The sequence below is a fragment of the Streptomyces sp. NBC_01433 genome, from assembly GCF_026340105.1.
Classification (GTDB): domain Bacteria; phylum Actinomycetota; class Actinomycetes; order Streptomycetales; family Streptomycetaceae; genus Streptomyces.
On the sequence record NZ_JAPEPM010000001.1, the window covers coordinates 5631684 to 5644771 of the forward strand.

The following is a 13088-nucleotide window of genomic DNA, read 5'->3' on the forward strand; positions in this document are numbered from 1 at the left end:
ATGACCGCAGCCGTACCGCCCCGCGGCACCGAGCGCTTCGACCTCACCGGCCGCACCGCCCTCGTCACCGGGGCCGCCCGCGGCCTGGGCCGGTCGTTCGCCGTGGGCCTCGCCGAGGCGGGCGCCGACGTGGTCCTCGTCGACCTGCCCGGCGCCGACGGGATCACCGAGACCGCGGCGGCCATCGACGCACTCGGCCGCCGGACCTGGACGTACGGGCAGGACCTCGCCGACATCGACGCGCTGGCCGGGTTCGCCGACACCGTACGGGCCGAGACCGGACCGCTGCACATCCTGGTCAACAACGCGGGCACGGCAGCCCTGGAACGCTTCAACGAGATCACCCCCGCGAGCTGGTCGCACATCATGCGGGTCAACGTCGACGCGGTCTTCTTCCTCAGCCAGCGCATCGCCGAACACATGACGGCGGACGGCGTCGCGGGCCGCATCATCACCATCACCTCCAAGAACGCCCTGGTGGCGGAGGCCGGACTTGCCCACTACAACGCCTCCAAGGCCGCCGCCCAACTGCTCACGGAAACCCTGGCCGTCGAACTCGCCCCGCACGGCATCACGGCCAACACCCTGGCACCCGGCATGGTCGAGACACCCATCGACGGCGAATTCCCCTTCGACCGGGAAGCCTTCGAATCCGCGTACCGCGAGCGCATCCCGCTCGGCCGCTACGCGCGCCCGGACGAGTGCGTGGGCGCGCTGCTGCTGCTGGCCTCGGACGCGGGCGCCTACCTCACCGGGGCGCGGATCGTCGTCGACGGGGGAGTCCTCGCCGACCAGATGCCCCGCATGAGGTTCATGCCGCCCTACCGCAACACGATCTGACGTCATCGGTCATCCGGTCCCACGGCAACGCGAGGAGCACCTCCGTCATGTCAGTCCCAGCATCGTCACGCCGTCGTCTGTTGCGGGCCTCGGGTCTTGCCGGTCTGGTCGTGGCCGGTTCGGCCGTGGCCTCCGGCTCCGCGCAGGCCGCTCCCGGACACACCACCGACATCCAGCGCGTCGACACCGTCACCGCACTGCGCGCCCTGAACACCCAACACCTCACCGAGGGCACCGTGGTCCTCGTCGCCGGCCACCACACCCCCGCCGACGGCGGAGCCATGACCGTCCGCTGGAACAAAACCTCCACAGCCACCCACAACGGCGGCACCGTCATCACCCCCGCCAAGAACCCCACCACCGGCCGCTGGCACCAACTCCACACCGGCACCGTCGACTTCCGCACCTTCGGACACCACGACGCCACAACCCCCGCCGACACCGCACTCGACGCCATGGTCAACGACCCCACCATCCACCGCATCGAAGCCCACACCGACCTCCTGTTCACCCGACGCCACCTCTTCACCCGCTCCCACATCGAACTCGACTTCGGCGGCCACCACATCCACACCGAAGGCATCGAGAAGAACATCCACGACAACCCCTTCGGCGCCGTCCTCTCCTTCCGCGGCACCACCACCGACACCACGGTCGAGCACGCGCTGGCCGCCAAGGTCATCGAACTCACCGACACCTTCCCGGTCCCGGACGCCAAAGCCTTCGCGGTCGGCCAGTGGTGGGCCGTGCAGGTCGCCCCGGTCGAGGGCGGCGGCGCGGACGAGCGCGAGCTACAGAAGCTGGTCGAGATCACCGAGATCATCGACGCCACCCACATCAGGATCGGCTACCTCAACGGCTGGGAGCTGGCCGCCGGGCGCAGGCTGACCTGGAGGCGTGTCGAGCCGGTCGTGAACGCCCATGTCCGCAACATGGACTTCGAGGGCGCGGGCGACGACGAGTACACCGGCTCGCACCCCGTCAGCTACGAGTACGCCGTCGGGTGCGACGTCTCCGGCATCCACGCCACCGGCAGCTTCTGGCCGGTCATCATGCGCCGCTGGTGCACCCGGTTCCGTACCGAACAGTGTTCCCTGAAGAACCCGCCGACCGTCGAGTACGGCGGCGCGGGCTATCTCACCCAGCAGATCTACTGCCTGTACGGACGGGTCGCCGACTGCACCACCAGCAACGTCCGCCACCTCAACGACCTCACCGCCTCCGCCTACTGCACCGTCGTCAACTGCCACGGCGACGGCGACGACGCGGGCGGCAACCCCTTCACCACCCACGGCCAGTACGAGCACGACCTGCTCTTCGACGGCAACTCCGGGCTGATGGACATCGCCAACTCCGGTGCACAGTGGGGGATATCGGCCAAACGCATCACGGTGCGCCGGCATGTCTGCTCCTGGTTCACCGCGAACACCAAGATCACTGATCTGACGCTCGAAGACATCACGGTGATCGCCCGCCCGACGTTCGACCAGGCCGGCACCCTCACGGTGAACGCGGACGGCGCGCAGGTGCGCGGCTGCACCGCGAAGACCTTCGCCGTCGCCCAGCGCTCCGCCCGCTCCACCCGGCCCACCGTCATCAGCGACTGCTCCTTCGAACCGCCCGCCGGAGCGGTCCTCGTCCAGACCCCGGTCACCGCCCCCGTCCACTTCGTGCGCTGCACGTTCAAGGGTGTCGACGGGGCGATCCTGCGCGGCGCCGGGCCCGTGCGCTTCACCGACTGCACGGTCACCGGGGCCGACGACGCGGCCCCGCTCTCCGTGGGCTCGGCCGACCTCAGGATCGACGGCGGCAGCTACGGGAACACCGGCTTCGAAGTCAGCGCCGTACGCGACCAGTCCGTCACCGTCACCTCGGGCGCCCGGTTCACCGGCAGCAACAAGGCCAGGGCGTTCCTCGGCCGCGCCGCGGGTCCGGGCACCGTCACCTGGGACATCACGGCCCTCAACAGCTCCACCACCGACGCCGCGACGGCCCATGTCCGCATCGAGGACGGCACCAACCACTACGCGGCGACCGGCAGCCGCTTCACCGGCGGCGTGCTCCATCTGGCACCCACCGCCCTGGCCTCCGCGCTGCACACCACCTGCGTGGAGCACGGCACCCGGCGCACCGCGATGCCGCAGAGCGGTGACTCGGCCCGCACGGACGGGAACCTCCTCCGGTGACCGTACAGCTGCGGACCACCACTCCCGCCGACGAACCCGCGCTGCGCGCCCTGTGGGACACCTGCTTCGACGCCCCGCAGATCACCGCCCTGCACGCCCTGGACCCGGACCGCCACCGCCGTACCTTCGTCGCGGAGTCAGGCCCGGACGGCGGCATCGACGCGGCCGTGGTCTACGTACCGCGCCTGATCCGGGACGCGCACGGCACCCCGCGGCGCGTCGGCGGCATCGGCAGCGTCGCCACCCGGCCGGAGGCCCGCGGCCGGGGACTCGTACGGCGGCTGCTCGCGGAGGCCGAGCGGACCATGGTGGCCGAGGAGTGCGCCTGGTCCCTGCTGTTCACCGGCACCCCCGGGGTGTACCGGGGCTCGGGCTGGCAGGAGTTCCGCGGCACGTACACCGAAGGGACGATCACGGCGGCGGCGCCCACCGGGGCGTACCGGGTCCGCGAGGCCACGGAAGCGGACCGGGCGGCGGTGGCGGGCCTACATGCCGCCGCCAACGCGACCCGGCCCCTGACCTCGCTGCGCGCCCCCGAGGACTGGGCGGTCCGCGTACCCGCCTGGTACGGCCCGCCGGAACGGTCACTGGTGGCCGAGGACCCGGCGACGGGCGCCGTCGTCGGCTGGCTCGTGGCGCGGTACGGACGGGAGCGCGCGGAGGTACAGGAGTTCGCGGGCGCGGCCGGGTGCCTGGACGACCTGCTCGGAGCGGTCGCCGACCGGGCCCGCGCGGCGGGGCTCACCCACGCCCGGGTCCGGCTGCCCGGTACCGCCGACGCGTGGTCCGCGCTCCTCGTGGAGCCGCGCTCCGTGGACGAGTACGTGGGGATGGCCCGGCCGCTGCTCGCGACGGCCGCGGAGGTCCGGGACACGGTCACCGCCCCCGGCGCGGTCCACTGGTGCGGCGACTGCTTCTGATCCGTGGGACGGCGAGGAACCGGCCAAGCGCCGGTTCCTTCCCACTGCTTGTGGGGGCGGCCGTCCGGCGCGGGGGGTGCGGGGGGTGCGGGGACGTTGACCCGGACCGGGCCGGGGGACGTTACTGTCCGGTCCACGTACTTTCCGCACCTCTACGGTCGGCGTGGGCCCGGTCGACACGTCGGTACGCCGTGGAGTCGATACGCCGTAGAACAGAGAAGAGTGGTCCGTCATGTCCCGTCGCCGCCACCACATCGCGATGATCGGCAGCCCCATCATCAGTCACGTCCTGCCCGGCCTTGAGGTCATCCGTGAACTCGTGGCCCGTGGACACCGGGTGACGTACGCGGACGACCCGGCCGTCTCCGATCCGATCACGGCCACCGGCGCCGAGTTCGTCCCGGTCACCACCACCCTGCCCATCGCGGACAACAACTGGCCGCAGGACCCCGTCGCGGCGATGACCCTCTTCCTCGACGACGCCATTCAGGCGCTTCCCCAGCTGCGCGCCGCGTACGGCGAGGACCCCGCCGACCTGTACCTGTACGACATCGGCTCCTACGGCGGCCGCGCGCTCGCCGAGGCGCAGGGCCGGCCGGTCGTGCAGCTGTCCCCGGCCTTTGTCGCGTGGAAGGGATACGAGCAGGAGGTCGGGGAGCAGCTGAAGCGGCTTCCGGGCGCCGACGCGTACCGGGAGAAGTTCGCCGCCTGGCTGGCCGGGAACGGGGCGCTCACGACCGACGTGGACGCCTTCTCCGGCCTTCCGTCCAGGGCCGTCGCCACGATCCCCCGGGCCATGCAGCCGAACGCGGACCGCGTGGACACCGATGTGGTCAGCTTCGTGGGCCCCTGCCTCGGCGACCGCTGCGACCAGGGCGACTGGACCCGCCCGGCCGACGCCGGGAAGGTGCTGCTGATCTCGCTGGGCTCCGCCTTCACGAACCGGCCGGAGTTCTACCGGCAGTGCCTGGCGGCCTTCGGCGATCTGCCGGGCTGGCACGTGGTCCTCCAGATCGGCAGGCACACCGATGCCGCGGAGCTGGGGCCCGTCCCCGCCAACGTGGAGGTGCACAGCTGGGTGCCGCAGCCGGCGATCCTGGCGCGGGCCGACGCGTTCCTCACGCACGCGGGCATGGGCGGCAGCAGCGAGGGGCTCTCCACGGGCGTGCCGATGATCGCCGTGCCGCAGGCCGCCGATCAGTTCTCCAACGCCGACCGGCTCGTGGCGCTCGGCGTGGCCCGGCGCATCGACACCGCCGATGCCACCGCCGACGCCCTGCGCTCGGCCCTGCTGGAGCTGACCGCCGATCCGCGGGTGCGGCGCCGCTCGGCCGAACTGCGCGCCGAGGCGCTGGCCGAGGGCGGCACCCGGCGGGCCGCCGACCTCATCGAGGCCGAACTGGGATGAGCCGTACGTTCCTCCCGGAGCCGGCGGCCGGTCCTCCGGGCAACCGGCACAGGGAGGATCAGGACGGGTCGGGCCGGCCCCGGTCGTACCCCTGCTCGCCCGACTCGCCGAGCGGCGGCTCGTCCGTCATGTGCGCGGGGGCCAGGACGCGCAGCGCGTGGTAGCCGATGACGACGATCAACGTACCCAGCGCGATGCCGCTGAGCTCGAAGTTGTCGGTGAGGCTCAGGCTGACGTTGCCGATCCCGACGATGAGCCCCGCGGCCACCGGCACCAGGTGCAGGGGGTTGGTGAGATCGACGCGGGACCGGACCCAGATCTGGGCGCCCAGCAGGCCGATCATGCCGTAGAGGATGACGGTGATGCCGCCGAGGACGCCGCCCGGAATGGCGGCCACGACGGCGCCGAACTTGGGGCAGAGCCCGAACAGGATCGCGAAACCGGCGGCGCACCAGTAGGCGGCGGTCGAGTAGACACGGGTGGCGGCCATGACACCGATGTTCTCGGCGTACGTGGTCGTGGCGGGCCCGCCGACGGACGTCGACATGACCGTGGCGGCGCCGTCGGCCATGATCGCCGTACCGAGCTTGTCGTCCAGGGGATCGCCGGTCATCTCGCCGACGGCCTTGACGTGTCCGGCGTTCTCGGCGATGAGCGCGATGACGACGGGCAGGGCGACCAGGACCGCCGAGAGGGAGAAGCTCGGGGCGTGGAACGAGGGCAGCCCGATCCAGTCGGCCCGGCCCACTCCCGAGAGGTCCAGGCGCCAGTGGTCGACCGCCTCGGCCCCGCCCGCGGGGGAGTGGATCTTGCCGAGGACACGGTCGAGGATCCAGGAGAAGCCGTACCCGAAGGCCAGCCCGAGGAAGATCGCGATACGCGACCAGAAGCCGCGCAGCACGACGAGGGCGAAGCCCGTGAAGAGCATCGTGAGCAGCGCGGTCCACTGGTCCTGGGGCCAGTAGGTGCCTGCCGTGACGGGAGCCAGGTTGAACCCGATGAGCATGACTACCGCGCCCGTGACCACCGGGGGCAGCACGGCGTGGATGACACGGGCGCCGACCGCGCGGACGACCGCCCCGCACAGGAAGAGCACCGCGCCCACGACCAGCAGCGCGCCGGTGAGGGTCGCCGCGTCACCGCCCTGCGTCTTGATCACGGCGGCCACACCGATGAACGACAGGCTGCTGCCGAGATAGCTGGGGATACGGCCACGGGTGATCAGCAGGAAGAGGATGGTGGCCACGCCGGACGCCATCACGGCGAGGTTGGCGTCGAGGCCCATCAGGATGGGGGCGACGAAGCAGGCCCCGATCATGGAGACCACGTGCTGCGCGCCCAGACCGGCGGTGCGCCCCCAGGTGAGCCGTTCGTCCGGTCTCACGACCTCGCCCGGTGCCAGGTTCTTCCCGTCGCCGTGCAATGTCCAGCGCACGCCGAGGCTCATGGTTGCTCCCTGTAGGTCTGTGCGGTGTGCCGGCCCGGTGCGGACATCCGGGTTCACCAGCGGAAATGATCGGAGCCATGCTAGTCGCGGGTCGCGTGGCCGGACGCCAGGGCAGCGGTGTCCCGGTAGGTTCTACGGCACAGCGGCAGGAGAGTCCCGCACGGGTGCGCCGGGAAGCGGTCACCGGGGACGTCCACGCGGGAAGGGGCCCCGCCGTGAGCGGAGCGGACCGGAACACGGTGTCACGCGAGCACGTCCTGGCCTACCGGGTCGCGGCGCACCAGCTCGACCGCTCCTCTCCCGAGCCCGCGGTGCTGGCCCTGGGAGCGCAGGACACCCCGAGCGGTTCGGCGCGGCTCGCGCTCGCCGCGCGCGGCGCGTCCGCCGACGGTCTGGAGCTGCTGTGGTCGTTCCGCGGCGCGCCCCATCTGCACCGGCGTTCGGACCTCCCCGCTCTCGCGACCGCGCTCTGGCCGATCGACGACGCCGACGCGACGGCGCGGATCAGCACCACCGTGATCAAGGAGGGCGCGAAGCTCGGCCTGGCGGCCTTCCGCGCCACCGCCGAGGCGTTCCGTGCCGTGGTGACCGGACCCATGGCCAAGGGGGAGGTGAGCACCGCGGTCAGCGCAGCGGTGCCCGCCTCACTGACGTTCTGGTGCGCCACCTGCGATGCGCGGCACATCTCGGGACTGCTCTTCCAGCAGGCCGGGCTGCCCGGCGCGATCGGGGTCACCATGCGGGGCACGACCACGCTCTCCCCGCTGGAGCCGGGCTATCCGCTGCCGTCGGCGGCCGACGGGACCTCCGCTCTGGTCCGTGCCTATCTGCGCTTCCTCGGACCGGCCACACCCGCCGACGCCGCGAAGTTCCTGGGCGTGAAACCGGCGGTGGCCAAGGCGGTGTGGCCCGACGACCTGGCCGAGGTGACGGTCGAGGGGAAGCCGGCCTGGCTGCCCGCCGAGCGGCTGGAGGCGCTGCTGACGGCCGAGCGCCAGGACCTCGTCCGGCTGCTGCCGCCCGGCGATCCGTTCCTCCAGGCCCGTGACCGGGGGATGCTCGCCCCGGAGAAATCCCACGAGAAGGAGATCTGGCGCGCGATCGGCTCTCCCGGCGTGCTCCTGGTCGGCTCGGAACCCGCCGGGACCTGGCGTGCCAAGGCAGCCGGGCGGAAGGTCGATCTGACCGTCACGCCCTTCGGGCCGCTGACGGCGTCCACCAGGAAGCGGCTGGAGGCCGAGGCCGCGACGGTGGCCGAGGCGCGCGGGGCCGCCGAGGCCCGTCTGCACATCGCTTGAGGGCTGTCCCGTAGCGGGAGCCGCCCGGCCCGGTTGTACCCGGCCCGGGGAGCCGCCCGGCCCCCTGCCGTACCTGGCCCCACCCCGCCTGGCCCGACCCCGCCTGTACCCAGTCCCTTGCCGTACCCGGCCTGACCGGGACCGTTCTCAGCGCGGGGAAAGGTCCTCGGGGAGCAGCAGCCTCAGATCGTCCAGGCTCGGCGTCGCGACCGTGCTCAGCCGGCCCGCCTGATGGGTCATCATCTGCTCCAGCGTCTGCCGTGCCAGCCGCGCGTTGCCGAAGGCCGTGCCCCTCGGGAGGCCCTCGAAGTAGGTCCGCAGCACGCCGGCCGTGCCCGGCGCGCACTCGTAGCCGCTGTCGGCCGCGTGCTGACGGACGATCGTGACCAGCTCGTCCGAGGAGTAGTCGGGGAACGCGATGTGCCGGGGGAAGCGCGAGGCGAGACCCGGATTGGACCCCAGGAACCGGTCCATCTCGGCGGTGTAGCCCGCCACGATCACGACCACCTCGTCCCGGTGGTCCTCCATCAGCTTCAGCAGCGTGTCCACCGCCTCCTGCCCGAAGTCCGATGACCCGGCACCCGAGGGAGGCGTCAGGGTGTACGCCTCGTCGATGAACAGGACGCCGCCCAGGGCCCGTTCGAAGACCTCGCGGGTCAGCTGCGCCGTGTGTCCGACCCAGCGGCCCACCAGGTCCGCGCGCGAGACCTCCACGAGCTGGCCGCGCGGCAACACGCCCAGGGACGCCAGTAGTTCACCGTACAGCCGGGCCACCGTCGTCTTGCCGGTGCCGGGCGGGCCCGCGAACACCAGATGGTTGCTGATCCGGGGCGCGGGCAGACCGGCCTCCTTCCTGCGCCGCGCGGTGGAGAGCAGGTTGACCAGGTCGCCGACCTCACGCTTGACGGCCGCCAGACCCACCAGGGCGTCCAGCCGCAGCAACGGGTCCTCGTCCCGCTCGTCGTCCGGCGAACCGCCCGCCGGGGCACCCACGTCCTCCGCGGTCAGCACGGCCAGGTCCCGCTCACCGGCCTCCGGCAGGGTGGACAGCCGGGACGCCTGCCGGTCCACCATCTCCTCGAAGACCTTGCGGGCGGTCCGGCCGTTGCCGAAGCCCGCGTCGCGGGGAATCCGCTCGAAACGGGTGCGCAGCGCCGTACGGGCCGCCGCGTCCAGTTCGTAGTGGTGGCCGGTGCACATCCGCTCCACGATCGTGACCAGTTCCTCCGAGGTGTAGTCGGTGAACTCGACGCTGCGGGTGAAACGGGACGCGAGACCCGGGTTGGACGCCAGGAAGTCCGTCATCTCCTTCGGATAACCGGCCGCCACCACCACCACGTCCTCGCGGTGGTCCTCCATCAGCTTCACCAGGGTGTCGATCGCCTCGCGCCCGAAGTCGGCCCCGCTGCCGCCGCCGTCGGAGAGCAGCGTGTACGCCTCGTCGACGAACAGCACCCCGCCGAGCGCCTTGTTGAAGGTCTCGGTGGTCTTGATGGCCGTCCCGCCGATGATCTGCGCCACCAGGTCCGCACGCGACACCTCCACCAGATGCCCCGAGCGCAGCACACCGAGCGAGGCGAGGATGGAGCCGTACAACCGGGCCACCGTCGTCTTGCCGGTGCCGGGCGGGCCTGCGAAGACCAGGTGACGGCTCATCGGCGGGGCGGGCATGCCGATGCTGGCCCTGCGCTGAGCCATCCGGTTCAGGTTGATCAGCGTCAGCACCTGCTGCTTGACCTCGTCGAGGCCGATCAGCGACTCCAGTTCGGCCACCGGGCCCGAACCGGCCTTGGGCTCGGCCGACGCCGGGGCCGTACCACCGGGCAGCCGTCCGTCGCCCGCGGCCGCCGCGCCCTCCGCACTGCCCCAGGCATCCGCGGAACCGTTCTCCGCGCTGGTCAGCCCCTCCACGGCGAGCCGGTCGCCGGCCACCGACTGGCGTACCCCGCTGCCCCGGTTGCCGCGGACGGCGCAGCCGGTCAGGGACACCGCGTCGGTGCCCTCCACGCGTATGCCGTCGGCGCCCGAACCGGTCACCTCGCACGCGTTGAGGGACGCCCGCGCGCCCGCGGCCACCAGTACGCCGTGCTCGCCGGAGCCCGTCACCACGGCGCGCACGGCGGCAACTTCACCCTCGGACGCGATGTGCACGCCCGCGCCGCCGGAGTCCTCGACCTCGGTGTCGCGCAGCGTGAGCGTGCCGAGCGCCCCGATGTGGATCCCGGCCTTGGCGGAGGCACGCAGCCGGCCCTTGCCGACGTACAGGTTGCCGTGCCCCGAGACATGGACCGCCGAGCCGCCCGACTCCTCGACGACACTCTCCTCCAGCCGCCCCCTGCCGTCCTTGGCGACCTCCACGCCGTGCGCGCCGGCCCGGATGACGGCGGCCCGCAGCAGCAGCGGGTTGGCGCCGCTGCGGATCACGATGCCGGACGCGCCGCAGTCCCGGACCTCCAGACGGTCGAACTCGGCGGCCGAATCCTCGTCGAGCAGCACCCCGGTGCCCTTGGCGTCCTGGACCACGGTGGCCGTCAGCACCGGGGAGGAGAAGCCGGTGACCCGTACCGCGGGCTCCTCGGCGGTGGCGAACACGCATGCCTCGAACACGCCGCGGCTGCGCTCGGTCACCAGCAGTCCGTGTCCGCCGGTCCGTTCGGTACGGCAACGCGACAGCGCCGGTGAACTGCCCCCGCCCAGAACGAAACCGTGCCCGGTGACATCGCTGACGGAGACGTCCTCCAGGACGACCGGCCCGGCGCTGTTCACGAAGACCCCGACGACGGCCTTGCGGATCGTGCCCCGCACCATCCGGACCGAACTGTCCTCCTCGACGGCGACGCCCGGTTTGCCGGTCGCCGATATCGCGCAGTCCTCCAGCAGGACGTGCGCCTGCCCGTTGGTGAGCACCCCGTTGCCCTGCGTGTCCCGCAGTTTGCTGGAGCGCGCGGTGATCCGCCCCCGCTCACCGGCCACCACGGCGGACGTCCCGAGGTGCTCGACGACGCAGTCCTCCAGGAAGCTCTCGGCCGAGGAGGTGGACACCACACCGGCGCCCGCCGGATTGCTGATCCGGCACTGACGCAGCGCCAGCGACCCGCCGTCGCGGGCGAAGAGCGCCGACCAGGCCGAACCGTGGACGTCGCACCGGTCCATCGCGAGCTGCCCGCGCGGCGCGTCGACCACCGGCAGTTCGTCGTCGTGCCCGCGCAGCACCAGGTCCCTGACCATCACGGCGTCCCCGGTGAGCGTCAGCGCCGTCCCGCGCCGGGGCGCCAGCTCCACCGTTCCCCGCCCCTCGGCGGCGGTCAGGGTGATCGCGGCCGGGACCGTCACGCTCTCCTCGTACCGTCCCGGAGCGATGCTGACGACCGCTCCGGCGCGGGCCCGTGCGACGGCCTCTCCTACGGTGCGGTGGTCGCCCGTCCCGTCGGCGGCGACGGTGAGCATCTGACGTGACACGTTCTGACCTCCCGGACCCCGGCGCCGTGGGTACGGGGCGGAGACGCGCGGCATGTAGGGCGTGGGAAACTGCTGGGCTCATCATGCCTGTTGCCGCAGGTCGCCCGCCATGGTGGTCGGCATTCCCGGGCCGCGGAGGCGTCGGCCCGGCGGGCGTCGCGGGGCAGGTTCCGCCCGTGCGGCCCGCGTCGCTACCATCGGCGCATGCGATCTTCGAGGTCCTCGGTGTCCCGTGCACTCGGACCGGCAGCACTGGCCGCCCTGCTCCTGATACCCGGCACCGCGGCTCCGGCCGGTGCGGCGGAAGGGGCGGACAGCCCCACGCTGCCGGGAATGCCCGTCACGCTCGCCGACGGCCGCCCGTGCACTCCGGGCTCCGCCAAGAGATCGGCCCAAGTCCCCTGGGCCCAGAGCTTCCTGGGGATCGACCAGGCATGGGAACTCAGCCGGGGCGCGGGCGTGAAGGTCGCCCTCATCGGCACCGGGGCGGATCCGCGGCGGGTACCGGCGCTGAAGGGCCGGGTGACCGGCGGCCCGGACGTGGTGGCGGGCGGCACCGTACGGGACGACTGCGTCGGCTACGGCACGTTCCTGGCCGGCATCGTGGCGGGCGGGCGGCAGCCGGGTCTGAAGGCGGCCGGGGTCGCTCCCGAGGCCGAGGTGATCGCGGTGCGGGCCACCGACCGGTACGGCGCGACGACGCCCGCGGCGCTGGCCAAGGCGATACGGGCGGCCACGGCCTCCAAGGCCAGGATCGTCCATGTGGCGCTGAGCGTCCCTTCCGCGCCCAAGGAGTTGAAGGCCGCCGTCCGTGCCGCGCAGGAGGCCGGGGCCCTGGTGGTGGCGCCCGCCTCGGCGCGGGAGTGGGAGAGCGGCGCGGGGGCGCCCGACGCGGTGAACGGCCCCGCCTATCCGGCGGCGCTGCCCGGGGTGCTTGCCGTGTCCTCGGTGGGGCCGGGCGGGGTGCCCGAGGCGAACGGCACGGTGAAGGGGCGGCGTGCGCAGCCCAGGCTGAGTGCTCCCGGCGTCGCGGTGATGGGTCCGGGGCCCGGCGGCCGGGGCCAGTTCGTCGGCCGCGGGGACGCGGTGGCCGGTGCCTTCGTGGCCGGTACGGCGGCCCTGGTCCTCTCCTACCACCCGCGGCTGACCGCGGATCAGGTGGCGCACCGGCTGGAGTCCACGGCCTACGGAGCCGTGGGTGACGCGCCGGACGCCGACCTCGGGCTGGGGATCGTGGACCCGGTGCGGGCGCTGTCGGCCGTACTGCCCGAGGAGCTGGCGCGGCCCCCGGCCGGACCGGAGAGCGCCTCGGCACCGGCCGTGTCGCCGCTCGACCCGCCGCACATGCGCGATAGCGCGCTGACCGTGGCGGGTTCGGCGACGGGGCTGGTGCTGCTGGTCGCCTTCCTGGCGGTGGTGCTGCCCCGGGGGCGCCGCCGCGGATGGCGTGCGGGCCGGGCCCCGGGGCCTGCCGCGGAAGCGGACTGAGCCCCCGGGTCCCGGTCCCCGTCACGACCGTCGGCGTCCCGG

Annotated in this window: 8 protein-coding genes; 6 read left to right on the forward strand and 2 right to left on the reverse strand. The window is 72.8% G+C overall.

The window, feature by feature from the left end:
• The 4 genes from OG413_RS25365 (at nt 1) to OG413_RS25380 (ending at nt 5354) form a co-directional block, all read left to right on the forward strand.
• Nucleotides 1–840: an SDR family NAD(P)-dependent oxidoreductase gene (locus OG413_RS25365; RefSeq protein ID WP_073729555.1), complete on the forward strand. Its 840-nt coding sequence runs from the start codon at nt 1–3 to the stop codon at nt 838–840.
• Nucleotides 841–887: 47 nt separating this feature from the next.
• Nucleotides 888–3026, forward strand: a complete 2139-nt coding sequence (locus OG413_RS25370) for a peptidase C14 (protein ID WP_266809020.1) — start codon at nt 888–890, stop codon at nt 3024–3026.
• Nucleotides 3023–3946 carry a GNAT family N-acetyltransferase gene (locus OG413_RS25375; protein ID WP_266809022.1) on the forward strand — a complete coding sequence of 308 codons (924 nt, stop codon included), beginning with the start codon at nt 3023–3025 and terminating at the stop codon, nt 3944–3946. The genes OG413_RS25370 and OG413_RS25375 overlap by 4 nt, the downstream gene beginning before the upstream one ends.
• A 232-nt stretch (nt 3947–4178) precedes the next feature.
• Nucleotides 4179–5354, forward strand: a complete 1176-nt coding sequence (locus tag OG413_RS25380; protein WP_266809024.1) for a macrolide family glycosyltransferase — start codon at nt 4179–4181, stop codon at nt 5352–5354.
• 58 nt (nt 5355–5412) lie between these two features.
• Here OG413_RS25380 and OG413_RS25385 read toward each other — a convergent pair whose 3' ends face one another.
• The gene (locus OG413_RS25385) at nt 5413–6801 is read right to left on the reverse strand and encodes a uracil-xanthine permease family protein (RefSeq protein WP_266809026.1); all 1389 of its coding nucleotides are present in this window, start codon (nt 6799–6801) and stop codon (nt 5413–5415) included.
• A gap of 215 nt (nt 6802–7016) precedes the next feature.
• On the opposite strand from OG413_RS25385, the gene OG413_RS25390 reads away from it, so the two are divergent.
• Nucleotides 7017–8099, forward strand: a complete 1083-nt coding sequence (locus OG413_RS25390) for a crosslink repair DNA glycosylase YcaQ family protein (RefSeq protein ID WP_266809028.1) — start codon at nt 7017–7019, stop codon at nt 8097–8099.
• Between the two features lie 147 nt (nt 8100–8246).
• On the opposite strand, the gene OG413_RS25395 is transcribed toward OG413_RS25390, so the two are convergent.
• A complete protein-coding gene (locus tag OG413_RS25395; protein ID WP_266810356.1) occupies nt 8247–11546 on the reverse strand; it encodes a right-handed parallel beta-helix repeat-containing protein in 3300 nt (1099 codons plus the stop codon).
• Nucleotides 11547–11762: 216 nt separating this feature from the next.
• Between OG413_RS25395 and OG413_RS25400 the strand changes: the two genes are divergently transcribed.
• Nucleotides 11763–13046: a S8 family serine peptidase gene (locus OG413_RS25400; RefSeq protein WP_266809030.1), complete on the forward strand. Its 1284-nt coding sequence runs from the start codon at nt 11763–11765 to the stop codon at nt 13044–13046.
• Nucleotides 13047–13088 lie beyond the last annotated feature (42 nt).

What these genes read in the sequence shown, in the direction of transcription:
- OG413_RS25365 (WP_073729555.1), top strand. Translation starts at nt 1, where the DNA reads ATGACCGCAGCCGTACCGCCCCGCGGCACCGAGCGCTTCGACCTCACC.
- OG413_RS25370 (WP_266809020.1), top strand. Translation starts at nt 888, where the DNA reads ATGTCAGTCCCAGCATCGTCACGCCGTCGTCTGTTGCGGGCCTCGGGT.
- OG413_RS25380 (WP_266809024.1), top strand. Translation starts at nt 4,179, where the DNA reads ATGTCCCGTCGCCGCCACCACATCGCGATGATCGGCAGCCCCATCATC.
- OG413_RS25385 (WP_266809026.1), bottom strand. Translation starts at nt 6,801, where the DNA reads ATGAGCCTCGGCGTGCGCTGGACATTGCACGGCGACGGGAAGAACCTG.
- OG413_RS25395 (WP_266810356.1), bottom strand. Translation starts at nt 11,546, where the DNA reads ATGCTCACCGTCGCCGCCGACGGGACGGGCGACCACCGCACCGTAGGA.
- OG413_RS25400 (WP_266809030.1), top strand. Translation starts at nt 11,763, where the DNA reads ATGCGATCTTCGAGGTCCTCGGTGTCCCGTGCACTCGGACCGGCAGCA.